The following is a 22,158-nucleotide window of genomic DNA, read 5'->3' as shown; positions in this document are numbered from 1 at the left end:
TTTTAGCTGGCGCAGCCGGGTTATCTAGGAAAGAAGCGGCTTTAATCCGTAGATATACATTCTCCTGTTTGTAAGGAAGGAGTGAAACAAATGCTCGACTTTGGTGCCGTCTCCCTTAACCTTGGAGACTTGCTTACCCAAGTAATCGTATTCTTGGTGTTGCTGCTGGTTGTTCGAAAACTGGCCATGGGCCCTATCGTAGGAATCATGGAAAAGCGCCGTCAGCATATCGAATCCCAAATTTCCTCGGCTGAAAAGAGCCGCCAAGAAGCGGAAGCTCTTCTCGCCGAACAACGCCGCGTCCTCGACGAGGCTCGTGTAGAAGCAAAAGCAATTATCGACCGCGCTACGAAACAAGCTGCGGACGAAAGCGCGAAGCTGGTTGCCGATGCGCAAGCTGCAACTGAGCGCATGAAGGCTGATGCCAGCAAGGAACTGGCTCGCGAAGTAGAAAAAGCGAAAGCGGAGCTGCGCGATCAAATGACAGGTCTGTCCGTTCTCTTGGCTTCCAAGATCATTGAAAAAGAACTGGACGAAGCAGCGCAAAAAGCAACCGTTGACAAATTCCTCGCTCAAGTGGGAGATCGCCTATGAGCAGCGCAGTAGGAAAGCGCTACGCCCGCGCCCTTTTTGAAGTGGCCAGCGAGCGTGGGAAAATCGATCAGGTGGAAGCTGACCTTGGCGCAGTCGTGCAAGCGGTTGAGCAAAACGCCGATTTGAGCAAAATCCTGCTACACCCGCATATCGCGGCGGGAGCGAAGAAAACGCTGGTGGATGACCTGTTCAAAAGTCACATCAGCGAAGAGACTCACAATTTCCTGACCGTCCTGATTGAAAGCGGACGGGAAGCGCAGCTGGCACAGATCCAGCAGGCTTTCGTGAAGCTGGCAAACGAAGCGCGCGGCATTGCCGACGCCATCGTCACCAGCGCCAAGCCATTGAGCGCCGAAGAGCAAGCGGAGCTGGCCGAGAAGTTCGGTCAAAGACTGAACAAGAAGCTGCGCGTGCAAACCGTTGTGGATCCGTCCATCCTCGGTGGAATTGTGATCAAGATCGGCGACCGTTTGTATGACGGAAGCATTAAGACGAAGTTGGAACTTTTCGCGCATCAAGCATAAATGCCGTTTAAAGCGGGAATCCTGGTCAACTTCCGAAAGGCCAGGCATTCATATGAGCTTTAAACACCCTCTATTAAGATGTTGGACGAATGGGGTGAATGTTAAGTGAGTGCAATCAGACCAGAAGAGATTAGCTCCCTCATTAAAGAGCGGATCGCTAATTTTACATCTGAAATTGAAGTTGTGGACGTAGGAACGGTCATCCAGGTTGGTGACGGTATCGCACGCGTTCACGGTTTGGAAAAAGCAATGGCCGGGGAGCTCCTCGAGTTCCAAAACGGCGTAATGGGTATGGTACTCAACTTGGAAGAAGATAACGTGGGTGTCGTTATTCTTGGTCCGTTCCGTGACATTAAAGAAGGCGATACAGTAAAACGTACAGGCCGCATCATGGAGGTGCCTGTAGGTGAAGCAATGGTGGGCCGCGTAGTGAACCCGCTCGGTCAGCCGATTGACGGCCTCGGCCCAATCCATACGACCGAATTCCGCCCGATCGAAAGTCCGGCTCCGGGCGTTATGGCGCGTAAATCTGTTCATGAACCGCTGCAAACCGGTATCAAAGCGATTGACGCGATGATTCCAATCGGCCGCGGACAGCGCGAGCTGATCATCGGTGACCGCCAAACAGGTAAAACATCTGTGGCGCTCGACACGATCATCAACCAAAAAGGCAATGGCATGATTTGTATCTACGTGGCGATCGGTCAGAAGCAATCGACCGTTGCAAACATCGTAGAAACCCTGCGCAAGCACGGCGCTCTGGACTACACAATCGTTGTTTCCGCGACTGCGTCCGATCCGGCTCCGATGCTGTTCCTGGCTCCTTATGCTGGGGTTACGCTGGGTGAGTACTTCATGTACAAAGGCGGACACGTTCTGTGCGTATACGATGACCTGTCCAAACAGGCTGCCGCATACCGCGAAATGTCCCTCCTGCTCCGTCGTCCTCCAGGCCGCGAAGCGTATCCTGGTGACGTATTCTACCTGCACTCCCGTCTGCTGGAGCGCGCAGCGAAATTGTCCGATGAACTGGGCGCAGGTTCACTGACTGCCCTGCCGTTTATCGAAACCCAAGCGGGCGACATTTCCGCATATATTCCGACCAACGTGATTTCCATCACTGACGGTCAGATCTTCCTTGAAACAGACTTGTTCAACGCCGGCCAACGCCCAGCGGTAAACACCGGTCTGTCCGTATCCCGCGTAGGTGGTTCGGCGCAAATCAAGGCGATGAAAAAGGTTGCCGGTCCGCTCAAGCTTGAGCTGGCTCAATACCGCGAGCTGGCTGCGTTTGCCCAGTTCGGTTCCGACCTTGACAAAGCGACGCAAGCCCGTCTGATTCGCGGTGAGCGTTTGATGGAAGTAATGAAGCAAGGCCAATTCGAGCCGATTCCGGTTGAGAAGCAGGTTGCGATCATCTACACCGCAACCAAAGGCTACCTCGATGATATTCCGGTAGAGGCTGTAGGCCGCTTCGAGAAGGAACTGATGTCGTATCTTGAGTCCAACAAGCCTGAGCTGTTGGAGCACATCCGCACGACGAAAGAGCTTCCGGATGAAAAAGAATTCAACGCAGCGATCGAAGAGTTCAAAAAAGGCTTTTCGGTAACTCGCTAAACGTTAATCCAATAGACAACTGATGCATGCCGGGCCGAAAAGTTCGGCATGTGTCCCCAAGGTGGTGAAAACGATTGGCTAAAGGAATACGTGAGATTCGACGCCGTATTAAAAGCGTGAAAAATACCCGTCAGATCACAAAGGCGATGAAGATGGTGGCGGCTGCAAAGCTTCGCCGCAACCAGGAGAAGGCGGAAGCGGCCCGTCCGTACGCCGACAAGATTCAGGAAGTGATTGCGAGCATCGCAGGTGGCACCACCGGTTCCAAGCATCCGATGCTGCAATCCCGCCCTGTGAAAAAGACCGGCTATATTGTCATCACCTCTGACCGCGGTCTCGCAGGCGGTTACAATGGTAACATGATCCGTACCGTGATCCAGACCATTAACGAGAAGCACAAGTCCAAGGACGAATACGGCATTTTCGTAATCGGACGTAAAGGCCGTGATTTTTTCACGAAGCGCAATTACCCCGTCATTGACGAGGCAACCGGCATAGAAAACCCTGCCTTTGCTGATATCAAGAAGATCGCCAGTGCAGCCGTGCAGCTGTTCGCGGACGAGCAGATCGACGAGCTCTACTTGTGCTACAACAAGTTCCAGAGCGCGATCTCTCAGGTGCCTACGATCAAGCGTGTTTTGCCGCTTGAGGCTCCCGAGAGCAGCAACGGGCGTACGACGAATTACGAGTACGAACCGAATGCAGAAGAAGTCCTGGCTGATCTGTTACCGAAATATGCTGAAACGCTTGTTTACAGCGCCATGCTCGAGGCGAAGGCTTCCGAAGAAGGCTCCCGCATGACAGCGATGGGCAATGCGACAGATAACGCGACGGACATGATTGGACGTTACACGTTGATCTACAACCGTGCCCGTCAGGCAGCGATTACGCAGGAGATCTCCGAGATCGTCTCCGGTGCCAACGCACAGGCGTAAAGACGAAAGTTGACTCCCAATTCAGTTTCACAGGAGGGAAGAAGTAAGATGGCGAAAGGACGCGTGGTTCAGGTAATGGGTCCGGTCGTTGACATCGAGTTCGACCGCGGACATTTGCCTGCCATTTACAATGCGATCAAAATTCAACATAAAGCACAAAGCGCCGGTGAGCGCGACATCGATTTGACTGTCGAGGTTGCTACACACCTGGGTGACAACCTGGTTCGTGCCGTTGCGATGTCCACTACAGATGGTCTGGTGCGCGGCATGGAAGCTGTAGACACAGGAGCGCCTATCTCCGTTCCGGTCGGTGAGGTTACTCTGGGCCGCGTATTTAACGTACTCGGCGAGCCGATCGACTTGAAAGAACTGGGTCAAGTAGAGCGCCGCGACCCGATTCACCGCAAAGCTCCCGAGTTCGTGGAGCAAGCGACTGAAGTTGAAATTCTGGAAACAGGTATCAAGGTTATTGACCTTCTCGCTCCTTACATCAAGGGTGGTAAGATCGGTCTCTTCGGTGGTGCCGGTGTAGGTAAAACCGTTACGATCCAAGAGCTGATCAACAACATCGCGCAAGAGCACGGCGGTATCTCCGTATTCGCCGGCGTTGGCGAGCGTACCCGTGAAGGTAACGACTTGTACCATGAGATGAAAGACGCTGGCGTTCTGCCGAAAACCGCGATGGTATTCGGACAAATGAACGAACCGCCTGGCGCGCGTCTGCGCGTAGCGTTGACAGGTCTGACCATGGCGGAATACTTCCGTGATGAAGAAGGCCGCGACGTGCTTCTGTTCATCGACAACATCTTCCGCTTTACCCAAGCAGGTTCCGAGGTATCCGCTTTGCTCGGACGTATGCCGTCTGCGGTAGGTTACCAGCCGACCCTGGCTACCGAGATGGGTCAGCTGCAAGAGCGCATTACCTCTACGAAAAAAGGTTCCGTTACATCCATTCAAGCGATCTACGTACCGGCGGACGACTACACTGACCCGGCACCGGCTACGACGTTTGCTCACTTGGACGCTACGACGAACCTGGAGCGTTCCATCGCCGAGCTGGGTATCTTCCCTGCGGTTGACCCGCTCGCTTCCACATCCCGCGCTCTGTCTCCTGACATCGTTGGTCAAGAGCACTACGATGTGGCTCGTGGCGTTCAAAAAATCCTGCAACGCTACAAAGAACTGCAAGACATTATCGCGATCCTGGGTATGGACGAGCTGAGCGATGAAGACAAGCAAATCGTAGCACGCGCTCGCCGCATCCAACGTTTCCTGTCTCAATCGTTCCACGTTGCCGAACAGTTTACCGGTAACCCGGGCCAATACGTGCCGCTGAAGGAAACCGTTCGCAGCTTCAAGGAAATCCTCGAAGGCAAGCACGACCACCTGCCTGAGGGTGCATTCCTGTACGCTGGTACGATCGAAGACGTTGTAGAACGTGCAAAGACCATGGCGTAACACCCTGGAAAGGGGAGACCAGTAAGTGAGTAAGATGACAGTAGAAGTCGTAACTCCTGAACGGGTTTTGTTCAGCGGTGAAGCCAGCATGGTCATTGCCCGTGGCGTACAAGGGGATCTCGGTATTTTGCCGAATCACATGCCCATGGTGACTCCACTGAAAATCGCACCTGTTCGGATCAAGACCGAAGGCGACAAGGAGCTCGTAATGGCTGTCAGCGGCGGCTTCATGGAAGTACGCGGCGACAAGGTGACGATTTTGGCCGAGACAGCAGAAAGACCGGAGGATATCGATCCAAGCCGCGCCAAGGCAGCAAAAGAGCGTGCCGAGCAGCGTTTGAACGAAAAACATCCGGACCTGGATTTGCGTCGGGCTGAGCGTGCACTGCAACGCGCAATCACTCGTCTTCAGGTTACAAATAAGTAGATGACAAAAGTCCCCGCGCTTCTGGCGACGGGGGCTTTGTTGTATATCGAACGGACAGTGAGCGGCCCCAGCATTTTCAGGGAACAGGGGTAGTTTCCCCCAATTTTTTTTTCGAGTTGGTAATCGCCTATTGATTCCGTGTATAATAAACCTAATGCCCGGCCTCGGCAGCAAAGACGGCGGGATACTAGGTACTGGGATTGCGAATTGGCTATCGGGATAAAGGAGAGTGTAACATATGCAAACAGTTAGAGACGTTCGTGATAGCAGCAGCGAAGGCGTTGCTATTCCTGGCGCGTATGCGGGCCATGGCTGGAGCAACGTGCTTCCGCATGAAATGAATGTGCTGTTCCAAGCGCTGTGCTATGCAGTCACCAAAGGAGAAAGCAAAGCAGAGATGCGTGAGATCGTAGATGGCTTTGAAGGTTTGGAAGGCTTGTTTGCCGAACCGACCGAAGACATGTTCAACTCCAAAGAGGATTTTGAAAACTACAAGAGCCTGCTGGAAAGACATAAAAAAGTAATCGTCCGCTCCGGCTACGAGTATCCGAAATCTCGCGAGGAAGCGATTGCTCTCTTTGAAAGATGGGGACTGCTCATCGATAAAGGAGATGTGTGGGATATTCCGATCAACCCATTCCCGGACGCTCTGGACACATTCGAATTGACTGAAGCAGAACAGTATGCATTGAGATATGTAAGATTTGAAGCATTGGTGCATCCGTTCTTTGCCCGTCTGGTGATGACGCTCCATGAGCGTGACGATGAGTCCTTTACCTTTACCAAGGCGGAACTGAAAGAAATGCTGAATACCAACGATTCGATGCTGGCAGAAGTATTGATCAAGCTGACTCCTTACATGGAAGAGGCGATCGAGAACATGCTGGAAATCCCGGAAGATGAGCCGATGACGTTCTCAATCGTCTGGGAGCGCGTCTATGAAGACTTCCTCGGCCAGCAGTTTTCTCCGAACGTTCAATAAAATAAAATATGCACAGAATGGAAAACTTAGGGAGAAATTCTCTAAGTTTTTCCTTTTATTGGTACATATGGAATGAGTTCGTTAGACACCATGTAGGCGATTTGCTATAATGATAAAGGTATTTTTTTCTAATGTTCACAGAGCGGAGGGAACGTCAGTGGGTGAAATCTATACCAACAATTATGTCATTGTGGCGATTTTCTTGTTCCTCGGGGTGTTGCTGCCTGTGGCGACAGTCAGCATCATCGGACCCATGCTGCGCCCGAAAAAGCCGACAGCGGAAAAACAGACAACCTATGAAAGCGGTAACATTCCAGTCGGAGACAGCTGGGTACGGTTTAACGTCAAGTATTATATCTTTGCCTTGCTCTTCGTCATTTTTGATGTGGAAACACTCTTTCTCTATCCATGGGCTGTAGCCTACAAGGAATTGGGACTGTTTGCCCTGGTAGAGATGGTGATCTTTATCTGCTTGCTGGTGGTTGGACTGATTTACGCATGGAGAAAGAAGGTGCTGGAATGGAACTAGATCTGACGAGCATTGCGCCTGAATTGCAAGAAGAGTTGAATCGCAACGTCATGTTTACGACGCTGGAAACGATAAAGGGGTGGGTACGAAGCAATTCGCTTTGGCCGCTTACGTTTGGTCTTGCCTGTTGCGCCATTGAAATGATGGGTACAGGCGGCGCACGTTATGACCTCGACCGTTTTGGCGTCATTTTCCGTGCCTCTCCCAGGCAATCCGATGTCATGATCGTTGCCGGAACAGTCACGAAAAAAATGGCCCCCCTACTCCGCAGACTTTACGATCAAATGCCAGAACCGAAGTGGGTAATCGCGATGGGTTCTTGTGCTACAGCCGGCGGACCTTACGTCAAGTCGTACAGTGTAGTAAAAGGTGTTGATCAGATCGTTCCCGTAGATGTCTACATCCCTGGATGCCCACCTAATCCCGCCGCTCTTATTTACGGAATAAACAAACTTCAAGAAAAAATTCGTTACGAAGCTAAGACTGGAAAGCAGGTGACGAATCAATGACAGAAGAAAAACGCAAACCGACGCCGGAAGAAAAAGCAAAGGCTGCAGCAGAAGCCAGAGCCAAGGCGGAAGCTTTGCGGAAAGCAAAAGAAGAACAGCAGGCAGCCGAGCAAGCTGGAGCCGAACCTGCCCAAGCTGGAGCGGAGCCGATTGGAGATTCCCAAGCTGGAGCTAAGCCAGATAACCCCACTCAAGCCGCGGTCGAGTCGAAAGCGTTCGACCAGTCCGCAGCGCCGAGCAAGCCCGTGTCTGAAATGACACCGGAGGAAAAAGCAGCAGCCAAAGCGGCGGCAGCGGCAGCAGCAGCGGCGAAGGCAAAAGCGGCTCGTGAAGGTTCTGCTGAGAGCGGAGCCGGCGGTGATGATGCGGATGCGAAGGCAAAAGCAGCAGCGGCAGCCAAGGCAAAGGCCGCGGCAGCAGCCGCAGCAGCAGCCAAAGCGAAAGCGGCGCGAGAAGCTGCTGGCCAGAGTGGTGAGTCCGCCGAAGCTGGCGGAGACGATGCCAAAGCGAAGGCAGCAGCAGCAGCCAAGGCAAAAGCAGCGGCTGCGGCGGCAGCGAAAGCCAAGGCTGCCAAAGCTGGTGATGCAGATACAGAGACAGCCCCCGTGGCTCCCAAAGAGCCGTCGAAAAATCAGCCTTTTCTGGATAAATACGTGGCCCGTATTTCCGAAAGGTTTGGTGCAGAGGTACTGGAATCCTCCTATATTAATGAATTGGCAAAAGAAGTGCCGACACTGGTCGTCAAGAACCAGCGCTGGCACGAGGTGGCTCAATTTCTGAGGGATGACGAAGAATTGGGCTTTGAGTACCTGTCCAATCTACACGGTGTGGACTACGAAGACAGGATGGAAGTGTACTATCACTTTTATTCCTACAAAAATAGACAAAGCGTTGCCGTAAAGGTAAAAACCGATCGGGAGCAGCCAACCGTTGCTTCTGTAGTGGACATATGGAAGGGCGCCGATTGGAACGAACGGGAAACTTATGACCTTTTGGGAATTCATTTCCCGGGACATACCGATTTGCGTCGAATTTTGCTCCCGGATGACTGGGTCGGTTATCCGCTTCGAAAGGACTACGTGCAGTACGACGAGGAGGTGTAGAAGATGAACCAAGGCATTCTTACTACGAATTCAACCATCTCTTCTGATACCGGTATTCGGACAGAGGAGATGCTTCTCAACATTGGCCCGCAGCACCCGAGTACGCACGGAGTATTTCGTCTGGTAGTCAAGATCGATGGGGAAACCATCAAGGAAGCGATTCCGGTGATGGGTTACCTGCACAGGGGTACGGAGAAGCTGGCCGAAAACCTTACGTATACGCAAATTATTCCTTATACAGACCGAATGGACTATCTCGCAGCCATGACCAACAACTATGTCATTTGTCATGCTGTGGAGACGATGATGGGACTGGAAATACCGGAGAGAGCCCAGTATTTGCGCCTGATCGCAATGGAGCTGAATCGTGTGGCAAGCCACATGGTCTGGTGGGGTACTTATCTTCTCGACCTTGGTGCCATGTCGCCGTTCTTGTATGCATTTCGGGATCGGGAAACCATCCTTGACCTGTTCAACGAGCTGTGCGGCGCCCGGATGACCTTTAACTACATGCGCATCGGCGGCGTAAAATGGGACGCTCCTCCAGGGTGGATCGACAAGGTGCGGGAATTCGTCGCCTACATGAAGAAGGAACTGAACAATTACCATGCACTCGTTACAGGCAACGAAATTTTTATTAACCGCCTGAAGGGCATCGGCAAATTTGATCAAAAGACAGCCCTTGACTATTCGCTTTCCGGCGTTATGCTCCGCTCGACCGGAATCAAATGGGATTTGCGCAAGGATGAGCCGTACTGCATTTACGACCGGTTTGATTTCGACGTCCCGGTCTCGACCGATGGGGATTGCATGAGCCGTTACCATCTGAGGCTTGCCGAAATCGAGCAGTCTTTGCGTATTCTTGAGCAGGCACTCGACCAATTCCCAAGCGAAGGCGAAGTAATGGGCAAAGTCCCTCGCGTCATTCGTCCGCCTGCAGGGGAAACGTATGTGCGGATCGAATCGCCAAGGGGCGAGATCGGCTGCTATATTGCCAGCCAAGGAAAGGATAAGCCGTGGCGCTTGAAATTCCGCCGCCCTTCCTTTACCAATCTGCAAATTTTGCCGAAATTGCTTGAGGGAGAGAATATTTCCGACATGGTGGCAATCCTTGGCAGCATCGACATCGTGCTTGGGGAGGTAGATTGTTGATGCGAGACCTGTTGCAACAGACGCCTTCACTGGGAAATGCACTTTGGTTTTTCCTCGCTGCTGTAGTGTTGCTTGTGATTTTGTTGGGATTTGTAACATATGCGATTTATTTTGAACGGAAAGTAATCGGGTGGATGCAGGCGAGGATCGGCCCGAACCGTGTAGGGCCCTTGGGACTCTTGCAGACGGTGGCAGACGTTGCGAAGCTGCTGATCAAGGAAGATACGCGGCCCAAGCATGCTGACAAGGCTCTTTATGCGCTTGCTCCGATACTGGCGTACGCGCCTGCCTTTGCCGTCCTGGCGGTTTTGCCGTTTACAGAGACCCTGCAGTTTGCCGATCTCGGCATCGGGATCCTGTACTACATCGCGCTGTCGGGCATTACCGTTTTAGGCGTGATTACGGCGGGCTGGGCTTCCAACAACAAGTATTCCTTGATCGGGGGACTTCGTTCCGCGGCGCAAATGATCAGCTATGAAGTGCCGCTGGTTATGTCGGTGGTCGGGGTTGTCCTGATGACGGGCAGCATGAACCTGCGGGAGATCGTCCTGGCCCAGCAGGATATGTGGAACTTCATTCCGCAGTTTCTCGGCTTCGCCGTATTCCTCGTAGCGGCCCAGGCTGAGCTGAACCGTACGCCTTTCGACCTGCCGGAGGCCGAATCCGAGCTGGTCGGGGGCTACCACGTAGAGTATTCCGGTTTCCGTTTCGCCATGTTCATGCTGGCTGAGTACGTCTATATGTTCGGTATGGGTGCGATGGTCACGATCTTGTTCTTCGGCGGCTGGCTGCCGATTCATCCGGCGCTCAGCTTTATTCCGGGTATCGTCTGGTTTGCCGTCAAGCTGTTGCTCTACGTCTTCCTGCAGTTCTGGCTGCGTGCGACGATGCCGCGTCCCCGCGTCGACCAGCTGATGTCGTTTGCCTGGAAGGTGCTCCTGCCGGTGGCGCTGTTGAATATTCTCATCACCGCCGTAGTGATCTCCTACCAAAGCGGCATGATCTAAAAAAGCCAGGTATAACTGCTATTTTGACCAAGAGGGGTGACACACATGCTAGGACTGGCCAAAGGCCTAGGGTATACATTTAAGAGAATGACCGCGAAAAAGGTGACTCACTTTTATCCGGATGTGCCCTTTCCCATGCCGCCCCGCTTTCGCGGCATCCAGCATTTTTCGCCGGAGAAGTGCATCGTTTGCAACCAGTGTGCGCGCATTTGCCCGACAGAGTGCATTCAATTGACGGGCAAGCCCCATCCTGATCCGGAGAAAAAGGGAAAAATTATCGACACCTACGATATCAACTTTGAAATATGCATCTTGTGCGACCTGTGTACAGAGGTTTGTCCGACAGAAGCGATCGTGATGACGAACAATTTCGAGTTGGCAACGTACAGCCGGGATGAATTGTACAAGAACCTGACCTGGCTCGACGACAACAATACCAATGTCAGGGAGGAGAACTAGCGATGACTGGCGAGTTTATTGCCTTTTTTGTCCTGTCCCTCCTGACGATTGGCGGAGCCGTGTTCATGATCAGCTTTACGCGCGTCGTGCACATGGTCATCTCGCTCGGGATTACGTTTATCAGCATCGCCGGATTGTACGTCCTGCTGGGGGCAGAGTTCGTCGGGGTGGCACAGGTTCTCGTGTACTCCGGGGCGATCTCGATCCTCATGCTGTTCGGGATCATGCTGACCAAGCACGACGCTTCTGATGAGGGCACGGGAAACACGTGGAAAAACTGGCTGAGCCTCATTTTTGTGGCGGCGTTGTTCGGATTGATGTTCTGGGGCATCCAGAGCTCCGTATGGCCGGCACCACCGGAAACGGCTGCTTCAGATGTCAGCAACGTAAAGCAGATCGGTTTAGACGTATTTAAAAGGTACGTGATTCCGTTCGAGCTGATTTCCGTACTTCTGTTAGTGGCTTTGGTAGGCGCAATCATCATGGCGAAGAAGGAGGGGAACAAGGAATGAGCGTAAGCATTACCTCCTATTTGTTAGTGGCCTTGATCCTTTTTTGCGTAGGCTTGTACGGTGCATTGACCAAAAGGAATGCCGTCGTCGTCCTGATTTCGATTGAATTGATGCTCAATGCGGTCAATATCAACCTGGTTGCCTTTTCCAAATACGGGCTGTATCCGGCGGTTACGGGACATATCTTCAGTCTGTTCACCATGACGGTGGCCGCGGCTGAGGTAGCGGTCGCGCTGGCAATCCTGATAGCTTTGTACCGCAACAAGGAAACAGTCAATGTCGATGAGATGGATTCGATGAAACGCTAGGACAGGGATTCGAAAAGGAGGACAAAGATGGATACCCTTATGCAATACGCTTGGTTGATTCCTCTGTTTCCGCTTCTTGCTTTCATCGTGATCGTCTCGTTTGGCCGTCAGTTGAAAGAAGGAGCAGCTGCTGTCGGAATTCTCTTTACTGCCGTTTCATTCGGATTGGCGGTACTGACCTTCTGGCAGAGGTTTCAGGAGGGAGCGACTGACTACAAGTTCTCGATCGATTGGCTGAAGGTTGGGGATATTGTCATTACCATGGGGTTTGAAATCAACCAGTTGAATGCGTTGATGCTGTTGATTGTCACCCTCGTCAGCTTGCTCGTACAAATCTACTCCAAAGGCTATATGCACGGGGATGAGCGTTTTCCGGTGTTCTACCAGTACCTGGCGCTCTTTACATTCTCCATGCTCGGTCTGGTGATTGCCCCCAACCTTCTGCAAATATACATTTTCTGGGAATTGGTTGGAGTATGTTCGTTCCTGCTTGTCGGTTACTACTATTTCAAGCCGGAAGCGAAAGCTGCGGCGAAAAAAGCGTTCATCGTCACCCGCATCGGCGATTTGGGTCTTTTCATCGGGATCTGTCTGCTGTTCTGGTGGACCGGCAGCTTTGAACTGTCACAAATCTTTGACAGCATTGCGCTCGGAAAACTGGAGCCGTGGATGATCACGTTGGCGGCTATCCTGATTTTTGTCGGCGCGATCGGGAAATCGGGTCAGTTTCCGCTGCACACGTGGCTTCCGGACGCGATGGAAGGTCCGACACCTGTGTCTGCGTTGATCCACGCGGCGACAATGGTAGCGGCCGGGGTATATCTGGTAGCAGCGACGTACCCGCTGTTTATCGCTTCGGATGCGGCGTTGAACGTCGTTGCCTATATCGGTGGATTCACCGCCATTTTTGCGGCATCCATCGGCTTGACACAAAAAGATATCAAGCGCGTGCTTGCCTATTCCACTGTGAGTCAGCTCGGCTACATGATGCTGGCGCTGGGGGTAGCCGGGGCAGCCGGTTACGTGGCAGGTACATTCCATCTGATGACACATGCCTTTTTCAAAGCGCTGCTCTTTTTGGGGGCAGGCAGCGTGATCCATGCCGTACATACCCAGAATGTCTTTGAAATGGGCGGCTTATGGAAGAAAATGCCGATCACGGCCTTGACCTTCTTGATTGGTTGTCTGGCGATTGCGGGAATTTTCCCGTTTGCCGGATTCTGGTCAAAAGAAGCGATACTCGGCGCGGTTTACGAAGCGCATCGCTACGATCTGTTGTTTATCGCGATACTGGCTGCGTTCTTTACGGCGTTCTACATGTTCCGTCTGTTCTTCCTGACGTTTGCCGGAGAAGCGCGGGGCAAGCATGAAGCGCATGAGTCGCCGGGAGTCATGACCGGACCGCTGTTGATTCTGGCGCTTCTGGCCATTGTTGCGGGCTTCATCAATACGCCGTATGCGCCGGTCTTTGGCGACTGGCTCTTGAGCGGAGAAGTAGGCACGATCATTGAGGACGTGTTTGGCGCAGGAGAAGGCCACGCGGCAGCCTGGCTGCAAATCGCGGCGCTCGGGGTGTCGATCCTGGGAATCCTCTTGGCCTGGCTGATGTACGGAAAGCGGGCTATTCCTTCCGATGCCATACCGGAAGCGATGCCGTGGCTGTACCAACTGTCCTATCGCAAGTATTTCGTAGACGAGTTCTATCATTATGTAGTGGTTGTTCCGCTCGGCTGGCTCGGCTACCTGCTCAATCTGTTCGACAAGTATATCGTTGATGGCCTGGTTTCTTTGATAGCGAAAATTACCCGAGGCATCGGCGCACTGCATGGACGTGCTCAAAACGGTCAGGTGCAATCGTACGGGGCCATGGTGCTGTTTGGCTTGCTGTTGTTGATTGTCGCCATCACTTTGACGGCGCAGGGAGGTGGAGTCCTTGGGATTGGCCAATAGTATACTGCTTACATTGATCGTCTTCTCACCGCTTTTGGCTGTCTTGATACTGGCGTTCGTTCCCCGGCATCAAGGAGGCGTGATCAAGAAAATTGGCGTGCTGGGCACACTTTTGCCGCTGGCCTTGTCACTCATGCTGTTTGCGTCATTCAACTACGAATCTTCAGGCTTGCAATTCACCGAGACGGCGAAATGGATCTCGATTCCGGTCGGACTGCAGCAGTCGGGCGCGATCTTCTCGTTTGACCTTGGCTACGAGCTGGGCGTGGACGGAATTTCGATGCCTTTGATCGTGCTCACCGCGATCATAGCGACTCTGGCCGCTGTAGCCTCATGGAATCAAAAGAAGCGGCTGAAGGAGTACTTCATCCTGTTCCATCTCCTGCTGATCGGAATGTTTGGCGTGTTTGCTTCGCAAAACCTGTTTTTGTTCTTCATCTTCTTCGAGCTGACACTGGTACCGACGTACTTCCTGATCGGCATCTGGGGCTATGGAGAGAGGGAAAAGGCTGCGAACAAGTTTTTGCTGTACAACGGTATCGGTTCGGCAGTCATGCTGATCGCCTTTATCGTGCTGTTTATGTATCTGAACACGATGAACATGGATAAAATCGCCGAGATTCTCGCCTCATCAGGCAATCCGGCATCAGCGGCCATGTCGCCGGAGTTCCGCTTCGGCCTGTTTTTGGCGATCTTTATCGCCTTTGCGATCAAGCTGCCGGTCTTTCCGTTCCATACCTGGATGCTGAAGGTCCACGTGCAGGCTCCGCCGGCGATCGTCATGATCCACTCCGGCATCTTGCTGAAAATGGGTGCGTACGGACTTTTGCGCATGGGTATCGGCTTTTTCCCTGAACAAGCCTACCAGTTCGCGACGTGGATGGCTGTGCTCGGAATAATTAACATTCTATACGGTGCCGTGCTGGCCTTTGTCCAAAAGGATCTGAAGATGGTGATGGCATACTCCAGTATCAGCCACATGGGAATTGTCCTGCTTGGATTTGCCGCGATGAATACGATCGGCTTCCAGGGGGCGATGTTCCAGGTGATCTCGCACGGCTTTATTTCCGCGCTGCTGTTCTTCCTGATCGGCATGATTTGGGAGAGAACCAAGACCTCGATGATCGACGAGCTGGGCGGACTTGCGAAATCCATGCCGTTCGCCAGCGGAATCATGCTGGCGGGAGCGATGGCTTCTCTGGGACTGCCGGGGATGTCCGGCTTTATTAGCGAATTTTTCGCCTTCCTCGGCTTGTTTGGGCAAATGCCGATCCTGGCGGCTATCGGTACGCTTGGCATCGTACTCACAGCCGTCTATCTGCTGAGGGCTGTTTTGAAAACGACGTTTGGACCGACTCCGGGGCGGTTTGCAGGTGTGGCAGATGCCCAGCCTATGGAGGTTGTGCCGCTGGTCGTCCTGCTCGGATTTATTATCCTGATCGGCGTCTATCCGGCCGTTTTGGCAAATCCTCTGCAGCAAACGTTGAAAACGATCGTCCCAATCGTTACGGGAATAGGAGGGTAATCCATGGACGTAAAAGATATTTTCTCGTATGACTGGAGCTACCTTCTGCCCGAATTCATCATTCTAGGATTCGCGACCGCCCTGTCGCTGCTCGATCTGTTTGCCGGAAAGCGTTTGGGCAAATCCGTCATCGGGTGGCTGACGCTGGCGGGAGTGGTGCTGGCTGCCGTTTTCGTCTTTGTAAACATAGGGAAACTGGATGAACCGTACGCATACATGGCGGATACGATTCGCATCGATGATTACGGAAATGCGTTCAAGCTGCTGTTCCTCGGAGGAGTCGCCTTTACCGTGCTGCTTTCTCTCTCTTATATGAAGCAGGACGAAATCAGGCATGGCGGCGAGTATTACTACTTGCTGCTGACCGGTCTTCTGGGCGCAATGGTGATGGCTTCTTCTGCCGATCTGATCACCATGTTCGTCGGTTTGGAGCTGTTGTCCATGTCCTCGTACGTTCTGGTGGGCTTGCGCAAGCATTCCTTGCAGTCCAATGAATCGGCGTTTAAATACATCGTCTCGGGATCGATCTCCACGGCGGTGACGCTCTTCGGGATGTCCTATGTATACGGATTAACCGGAACGACAAACATTTATGAAATTTCCGTACGGCTGTCCGAAGCGGCGATGGCCGGCTATGAGTTTATGGTGTATGCGGGATTCGCCTTTTTGGCTGTAGGGCTTGCCTTCAAAATCTCTGCTGCACCCAACCACATGTGGGCACCGGACGTGTACCAAGGGGCGGCGACTCCGGTCACGGCCTTCCTGGCGGTCGTCTCCAAAGCTGCCGGCTTTGCTCTCGTCTTCCGCTTGCTGCTGATCGGCTTCTTCAACATCCAGACCGATACGCGTTTCTTTTTCGATCAGGGAGCGCTTTACCTGGCGATCATAGCGGGGGCTTCGATGATTATCGGGAACACGATGGCTCTGCGTCAGACCAATGTAAAACGGATGATGGCCTACTCCGGAATTGCGCAGGCGGGCTATATGCTGGTGGCGTTTGCGCCGCCGACCATCCTGTTTTTCGGCGAAGTGACATTCTTCCTGTTCGCCTACCTGCTGGCCAGCTTTGGTGCCTTTGCGGTCATCATGGTGGTTGCTCGCGATCAACAAACCGATGATCTGAAGGGCTTTGCAGGACTTTATCACCGCTCGCCGCTGATGGCAGTGTCGATGAGCATCTTCCTGCTGTCGCTTGCCGGCATTCCGGTATCCGCCGGATTCTTCGGGAAGTTCTACATCTTTATGGGGGCGATCGCGCAGCAGAGCTATGTTCTTGCAGCGATTATGATCGCGACCAGTGTCGTGTCGTATTACTACTACTTTGGCATCATTCGGCAGATGTACATGCGCCCGGGAGCGACAGAGGCTCCTTTGTCCGTACCGAAAACGATTGGGGCGCTGGTCCTGATTTTGGCGCTGGCCACAGTGGTGTTCGGCGCATTCCCGGGGCTTGTGACTGATTATGTCCAAACGCACCTCAATCACGGGTTTAATTTTGGCGACATGCTGCCACCGAACTTTCAATGAATTGCGGTCAGGGATCAGGTACAATAGAGGGGACGGCTTGCGAGCCGCCCCCTTTTTACATATCAGTTGCCGTGGCGAGCAGAGGCAAGTGGTGCGGTCGGTTCTGGTTTGCTCGGTTCCGGCTACTCGGTACGGCTACTCGGTACGGCTACTCGGTTCCGGCTACTCTGTTCCGGTTACTCGGTACGGCTACTCGGTTCCGGTTTACTCAGTTCCGACTTACTCAGTTTCGGTTAGGAACGGCACCGTGCTTCTTCTCGCTACAGCCACGTATAAAGCGGTCTTTGGTTTGATCCCAGTGAAAAATCGATGAACGGAAAGGCAAGGAGGAAACAAACGTGTCGCAAGGTATGTACGGTTTTGTAAGCATTATCGTCTCAGTCGCCCTGATCGGCGTCAGCTGGTGGGCCCTGCAGGCTTTTCGATTTGACCTCTTTCTGAAAAATCCGCAAGGGCCGCAAGCAAAGCTCTTGCAAATCATCATGTCCATCTTTCTCGGATACCAGATGGCGAGCTTTCTCATGGAATATCTCGGCTGGTCCTTGATCTTCGGGCAAATCTTTTCCTGACCGCAGGATTCGACAGGAATTGATTGGTATATCCCACCAGTTTTACGTGCAAACTGAGAAGTACAAAGAGAAGCGCGTAAAAAGGGAGAGGGATAAAAATGGGGAAACGGAACGTTTGGCTTGTTTTGATAGGATTGGCTGCACTGGGTACGGCGTGGTGGATGCCGGCAGAAGCGCAGAACGAAAGGCAGCTACATCAGGAGCAGCAGGAAACGCGGGCATCTGCCCGATTGTTCGACGTATTGGAAGGCTCGGGAGCCAGGGTGGCAAGCGTGGAGGTGCGTACGCGCATTTCCTTGGGGAAACTGTCCGGCACCGAAGAAATGAAGGATTTGGCTGCGAAATGGGCGGATCGGCTTGACATGCCGCTATCCGAAGCAAAATGGACGCAATCATCCCATCTGTTTACCTATCAGGTCCCGGCCAATCTGTACGGGGTTCAGCTCGATTATCAGGTTACCGGGGTACCTCACAAAGATGGTATCGACACATATCTAGTACTGTCCATAAAAGGAAATCGCGATTCTCTACCATATGTTGATTTGATACAGAACAAGCACGAACAAGCCCTGAAGCAAGCCGGCTTCATTCCGCAATTTAGCACTTGTATTCGCGGATTGTACAATGTTAAACTGAGTGTTGATCAACAGGAGGGGAAAATTTTGTCGATATTTGACGCCCTCCATGCAAAAGAATTGGAACGTTTACAAGATGAGACGGTTGTCAGCATATCTGGTTACACTTCTGAGTGGAATTCGTTCTTATCACTAAACGGACAAGCTCGGATGAATCTGCAGGTCGCCACTCACCGGGACAGTTTGAACGGTACGTGGATTACAGCAGGTACACCGATTATCACAGCGGAATATTAGCACGCGGAGGGGTACACATTGGATAAAATTATTGTCCGCGGTGGGAAGGCTTTGGCGGGGAATGTGAAAGTTTCCGGCGCCAAAAATGCCGTACTCCCTATTATTGCAGCAGCTATCCTGGCCGAAGAGGGAACCAACGTCATTCACGACGTACCCGCTCTGGAAGACGTCAGGATCATATGCGATCTCCTGAAAACATTGGGTATCACCCTTACATACGATAAAGAAGTGCTGACCATCAACGCCTCTCATGTGACGAGTGTGGAAGCATCTTACGAACTGGTTCGTAAAATGCGAGCGTCCTTTTTGGTAATGGGACCGCTCCTGGCCAGAGAAGGCAAGGCGCGTGTAGCACTTCCGGGAGGGTGCGCCATTGGTACCCGCCCGATCGATCAGCATCTCAAAGGCTTTGAAGCGATGGGAGCCAAGATTGAGATCGGACAAGGGTTTATCGAAGCCAGTGTCGAGGGACGTTTGCAGGGAGCGAAAATCTACCTGGATATCGCCAGCGTAGGCGCTACCGAAAACATTATGATGGCTGCTGCTTTGGCTGAGGGAACCACCGTTATTGAAAACGCAGCCGAAGAACCGGAAATCGTGGATTTGGCCAACTTCCTCAACGGGATGGGAGCCAAGGTTCGCGGAGCAGGTACCGGTTCCATTCGGATCGAAGGCGTGGAGAGATTGAAAGGCTGCACGCACTGCGTGATTCCGGACCGGATCGAAGCGGGTACCTTCATGGTAGCTGCCGCGATTACAGGCGGGGACGTTTTTGTCGAAGGTGCAATCTGTGATCATTTGAAGTCCGTTACTGCCAAGCTGAGAGAAATGGGCGTGGAAGTGGACGAGCAGGAGAACGGCATTCGCGTGAGAAGCAATGGCCGTCTCAAGGCTGTCGACGTCAAGACCTTGCCGTATCCCGGCTTCCCGACGGACATGCAGTCGCAAATGATGGCGCTGCTATTGGCATCGGAAGGCACCAGCATCGTTACCGAGACCGTTTTTGAAAATCGCTTTATGCACGTGGAAGAATTCCGCCGGATGAATGCCAATATCAAGATTGAGGGACGCAGCGCGATCGTGGAAGGCGGCGCCAAGCTGACCGGAAGCAAAGTGGCGGCGACGGATTTGCGAGCAGGAGCTGCGCTCGTATTGGCGGGCCTGGTGGCCGAGGGCGAAACAGAAGTGAGCAGCCTTCACCACATCGACCGGGGCTATGTCCAGTTCACGGAAAAGCTTCGCGGCCTGGGCGCTCTTGTAGAGCGTGTTTCGCCAGCGAAAGAAGTCGAGACAGAAGCGGTTGAACAGGTAAAAACCGAACCGATCAAAGTCCAGTTTTCTCCCAATTTTGCGTAAACACATACCGAGACTTCCCTGTAAGCGGGGAAGTCTTTTTCATTTTCAGCAAACTCTTCCATCTCTCTTATTCTCTCGTTCTACCTCCCGAGGCTTGGACATAGACTGAAATAGTCCAGCACAAGAGGGGGGATATGACGCATGAAACGTTACCTGGTGGCGTGGTTCATCGGATTGCCGATACTGCTCGTGATGCTGCCTGCCGCGCTGGTCTACTTTTTTTCCTCTCCACCCGGAAGCGAGGGGCTTCCGCAAGTCTCTGCCCCGAACAACCCGGCTGTTCATCAGTCGGCGATCGAGGTGAAGGTATATCGGACCGCCAAACAGGCTGTGGAAACGATGCCGTTGGAAACGTACATCGAGGGCGTAGTGGCGGCGGAGATGCCGGCAGAGTTCGAGCTGGAGGCGCTCAAGGCCCAGGCGATGGCAGCCCGTACGTACATCATCCGCAGGCTCGATGCGAAGAAATTTGATGACGTTCCCAAGGGAGCACAGGTCACCGATACGGTGAAGCATCAGGCCTTTCTCGACGAGGCGCAGCGCAAGCAGAACTGGGGGGACCAATTCGAGTGGAAAAACGCGCGCATCCGCCAGGCTGTGCAGGCGACGGCCGGGGTCGTTCTGACCTACGGAGGCAAGCCGATCGACGCGACCTTTTTCTCCACCAGCAATGGGTTTACGGAAAATGCCAACGAGTATTTTGAAGAGCCGGTTCCCTATTTGAAAAGCGTGGCAAGCCCCTGGGACATTCAATCGCCCAGCTTTGAAAAAACCGTCAAAATCGCCGCAGCGGACCTGGAGCAGCGTCTCGGAATCAAACTGACAAAGGAAGCCTCCGGCAATGGCAGCTGGTATCGCATCGTGGAGCGGACGACGGGCAATCGCGTGGGCAAAATCAGCATTGGCGGAAAAGAGTTCAGCGGCAGGGAATTCCGCGAGAAGCTCGGACTCCAATCTTCCGCCTTTACGCTGGAGCTGCGAGGCAATGAAGTCCATATTACGACCAAAGGATACGGCCACGGTGTCGGGATGAGCCAGTGGGGGGCCAACGGAATGGCGAAGGCAGGGAAGAGTGCCGAGCAGATCGTCAAATACTTTTACCAGGGAATCGCCTTGGAAAATTGCGACCTCATCCTGAAAGGATAAAGGCAAAAGAGAAAAAAGGCTGTTTTCAGCAAATTTACAAGTTTCCCCTCTCTCTCAGGTTTATCCGCCGAAAATCTGGCGATACTGAGGGATGAGGTGATGAATACAATGGAAGATCAAAAAAATCAAAATCAACCGATTCCATTCAAAAAGGCAAGCTCCTGGAAAAACGTTTTGGGCAAAAAATGGGCGTTTCCGGCGATCTACATCGGCACCGCAGCAATTATTCTCGCTTTTGTGATGTGGTATCAGAGCGGCGGTGTGACCGACAATCTCCCCGGCCAAGCCGAGGGCGGCATTGCGATCACGACACCGCAGGAAGGCGCCAAAGATCCGTCTGAAGCTGACGAAAACAGCGCTGTTCCGGTATCTGGAACCGTTCAACAGCTTGCTTGGCCTGTAGCCAAAGGAGTTCAGTACGAAAAGGGAATGAATTTCTTCGACGAGCAAGCGTCCAAGGATGTACAGCAAAAAGCTCTCGTCAAGTATGACAACACGTTTATGCCGCACACTGGTATCGACCTGAAGTCGACTGACGGCAAGAGCTTTGATGTAACCGCCGCTCTGCCTGGCAAGGTGAGCAAGGTGGAAAACGATCCGCTCGTCGGTCGCGTGGTGGAAATCGAGCACGCCGACAAGATGGTCACCGTGTATCAAAGCCTGGACAAAGTGAATGTCAAGCCTGGCGATGAAGTAACCCAAGGCCAGGTGCTGGGTACAGCGGGGCGCAGCGTGTATGAAAAGGATGCCGGTATTCACCTTCACTTCGAAGTTCGCGTTGACGGTGCGTCTGTCGATCCGGAGCAATACCTGCTCCAATCGGAAATGCAGGATCAATAACGATTCCAGGAATTTCAGAAATGCCGACAAGCCTGTAGAGAGGTTCGCTCTGCAGGCTTTTTTTTATGAAGCGTGCCCAGCAAGCCGTTAATTGCTAGTTGGTGAAAGTCCAACCGAGGCAGGAGCCAAGTCACCTCGTAGCTGACAGGCAACTGGTGGAGAAATCCTAAGGTTGAAGCCCTGTGACAAAGTAACTCGAAAGAGTGCGAGCAAATCAGCAGGCCGTAACATAAAGTGAATCCTGCAGCCTCGTTAAG

General features: G+C 52.8%; 23 protein-coding genes. All 23 read left to right on the top strand.

The features are described 5' to 3' along the window. The first annotated feature begins 90 nt into the window (after window positions 1-90). The 23 genes from atpF (at window position 91) to EDM54_RS06305 (ending at window position 21,901) form a co-directional block, all read left to right on the top strand. A complete protein-coding gene (atpF, locus tag EDM54_RS06415) occupies window positions 91-594 on the top strand; it encodes a F0F1 ATP synthase subunit B (RefSeq protein WP_003388413.1) in 504 nt (167 codons plus the stop codon). After that, window positions 591-1,118: a F0F1 ATP synthase subunit delta gene (locus EDM54_RS06410; RefSeq protein ID WP_003388412.1), complete on the top strand. Its 528-nt coding sequence runs from the start codon at window positions 591-593 to the stop codon at window positions 1,116-1,118. Before atpF ends, EDM54_RS06410 begins: the two co-directional genes overlap by 4 nt. 105 nt (window positions 1,119-1,223) lie before the next feature. After that, a complete protein-coding gene (gene atpA / locus EDM54_RS06405; RefSeq protein WP_003388411.1) occupies window positions 1,224-2,735 on the top strand; it encodes a F0F1 ATP synthase subunit alpha in 1,512 nt (503 codons plus the stop codon). Window positions 2,736-2,809: 74 nt separating this feature from the next. Continuing rightward, entirely contained in the window at window positions 2,810-3,670 is an 861-nt protein-coding gene (gene atpG / locus EDM54_RS06400; protein WP_003388410.1) for an ATP synthase F1 subunit gamma, read from the top strand. 48 nt (window positions 3,671-3,718) lie between these two features. Beyond that, window positions 3,719-5,128 (top strand): F0F1 ATP synthase subunit beta, encoded by a 1,410-nt coding sequence (gene atpD, locus EDM54_RS06395; RefSeq protein ID WP_003388408.1) that lies wholly within the window; start codon window positions 3,719-3,721, stop codon window positions 5,126-5,128. A 25-nt stretch (window positions 5,129-5,153) separates the two neighbouring features. Then, on the top strand, window positions 5,154-5,555 hold the full coding sequence (locus EDM54_RS06390; RefSeq protein ID WP_024983766.1) for a F0F1 ATP synthase subunit epsilon: 402 nt from the start codon (window positions 5,154-5,156) through the stop codon (window positions 5,553-5,555). 238 nt (window positions 5,556-5,793) lie between these two features. Next, complete coding sequence (locus EDM54_RS06385) at window positions 5,794-6,537, top strand: DUF6042 family protein (protein WP_003388406.1); 744 nt, start codon at window positions 5,794-5,796, stop codon at window positions 6,535-6,537. 157 nt (window positions 6,538-6,694) lie between these two features. After that, the gene (locus EDM54_RS06380; RefSeq protein ID WP_003388405.1) at window positions 6,695-7,066 is read left to right on the top strand and encodes an NADH-quinone oxidoreductase subunit A; all 372 of its coding nucleotides are present in this window, start codon (window positions 6,695-6,697) and stop codon (window positions 7,064-7,066) included. Then, entirely contained in the window at window positions 7,057-7,575 is a 519-nt protein-coding gene (locus EDM54_RS06375) for a NuoB/complex I 20 kDa subunit family protein (protein WP_003388404.1), read from the top strand. The genes EDM54_RS06380 and EDM54_RS06375 overlap by 10 nt, the downstream gene beginning before the upstream one ends. After that, window positions 7,572-8,678, top strand: coding sequence for an NADH-quinone oxidoreductase subunit C (locus EDM54_RS06370; RefSeq protein ID WP_122957951.1), 1,107 nt, complete (start codon window positions 7,572-7,574; stop codon window positions 8,676-8,678). The genes EDM54_RS06375 and EDM54_RS06370 overlap by 4 nt, the downstream gene beginning before the upstream one ends. 3 nt (window positions 8,679-8,681) lie before the next feature. Then, window positions 8,682-9,830, top strand: a complete 1,149-nt coding sequence (locus EDM54_RS06365; protein WP_003388402.1) for an NADH-quinone oxidoreductase subunit D — start codon at window positions 8,682-8,684, stop codon at window positions 9,828-9,830. Next, window positions 9,827-10,837, top strand: coding sequence for an NADH-quinone oxidoreductase subunit NuoH (gene nuoH / locus EDM54_RS06360; RefSeq protein WP_171506720.1), 1,011 nt, complete (start codon window positions 9,827-9,829; stop codon window positions 10,835-10,837). The genes EDM54_RS06365 and nuoH overlap by 4 nt, the downstream gene beginning before the upstream one ends. A 45-nt stretch (window positions 10,838-10,882) precedes the next feature. Further along, window positions 10,883-11,296, top strand: coding sequence for an NADH-quinone oxidoreductase subunit NuoI (gene nuoI, locus EDM54_RS06355; protein WP_003388400.1), 414 nt, complete (start codon window positions 10,883-10,885; stop codon window positions 11,294-11,296). 2 nt (window positions 11,297-11,298) lie between these two features. Continuing rightward, window positions 11,299-11,808, top strand: a complete 510-nt coding sequence (locus tag EDM54_RS06350; RefSeq protein ID WP_003388399.1) for an NADH-quinone oxidoreductase subunit J — start codon at window positions 11,299-11,301, stop codon at window positions 11,806-11,808. Continuing rightward, the gene (gene nuoK, locus EDM54_RS06345; RefSeq protein ID WP_003388398.1) at window positions 11,805-12,116 is read left to right on the top strand and encodes an NADH-quinone oxidoreductase subunit NuoK; all 312 of its coding nucleotides are present in this window, start codon (window positions 11,805-11,807) and stop codon (window positions 12,114-12,116) included. The genes EDM54_RS06350 and nuoK overlap by 4 nt, the downstream gene beginning before the upstream one ends. Window positions 12,117-12,143: 27 nt before the next feature. Then, window positions 12,144-14,066, top strand: coding sequence for an NADH-quinone oxidoreductase subunit L (gene nuoL / locus EDM54_RS06340; RefSeq protein ID WP_122957950.1), 1,923 nt, complete (start codon window positions 12,144-12,146; stop codon window positions 14,064-14,066). Further along, entirely contained in the window at window positions 14,056-15,591 is a 1,536-nt protein-coding gene (locus EDM54_RS06335) for a complex I subunit 4 family protein (protein ID WP_024983770.1), read from the top strand. The genes nuoL and EDM54_RS06335 overlap by 11 nt, the downstream gene beginning before the upstream one ends. Window positions 15,592-15,594: 3 nt before the next feature. Further along, window positions 15,595-17,118 (top strand): NADH-quinone oxidoreductase subunit NuoN, encoded by a 1,524-nt coding sequence (gene nuoN / locus EDM54_RS06330; protein WP_122957949.1) that lies wholly within the window; start codon window positions 15,595-15,597, stop codon window positions 17,116-17,118. A gap of 338 nt (window positions 17,119-17,456) precedes the next feature. Continuing rightward, window positions 17,457-17,687 carry a DUF1146 family protein gene (locus tag EDM54_RS06325; RefSeq protein WP_003388393.1) on the top strand — a complete coding sequence of 77 codons (231 nt, stop codon included), beginning with the start codon at window positions 17,457-17,459 and terminating at the stop codon, window positions 17,685-17,687. Between the two features lie 98 nt (window positions 17,688-17,785). Beyond that, complete coding sequence (locus tag EDM54_RS06320; RefSeq protein ID WP_024983772.1) at window positions 17,786-18,559, top strand: YwmB family TATA-box binding protein; 774 nt, start codon at window positions 17,786-17,788, stop codon at window positions 18,557-18,559. An 18-nt stretch (window positions 18,560-18,577) separates the two neighbouring features. Continuing rightward, complete coding sequence (gene murA, locus EDM54_RS06315) at window positions 18,578-19,915, top strand: UDP-N-acetylglucosamine 1-carboxyvinyltransferase (RefSeq protein WP_122957948.1); 1,338 nt, start codon at window positions 18,578-18,580, stop codon at window positions 19,913-19,915. Between the two features lie 141 nt (window positions 19,916-20,056). Continuing rightward, window positions 20,057-21,061, top strand: a complete 1,005-nt coding sequence (gene spoIID, locus EDM54_RS06310) for a stage II sporulation protein D (RefSeq protein WP_039070266.1) — start codon at window positions 20,057-20,059, stop codon at window positions 21,059-21,061. 108 nt (window positions 21,062-21,169) lie between these two features. After that, on the top strand, window positions 21,170-21,901 hold the full coding sequence (locus tag EDM54_RS06305) for a M23 family metallopeptidase (RefSeq protein WP_003388386.1): 732 nt from the start codon (window positions 21,170-21,172) through the stop codon (window positions 21,899-21,901). Window positions 21,902-22,158: the final 257 nt, after the last annotated feature.

Source organism: Brevibacillus borstelensis (assembly GCF_003710865.1).
Classification (GTDB): domain Bacteria; phylum Bacillota; class Bacilli; order Brevibacillales; family Brevibacillaceae; genus Brevibacillus; species Brevibacillus borstelensis.
This window is presented reverse-complemented; position numbering and strand designations above follow the sequence as displayed.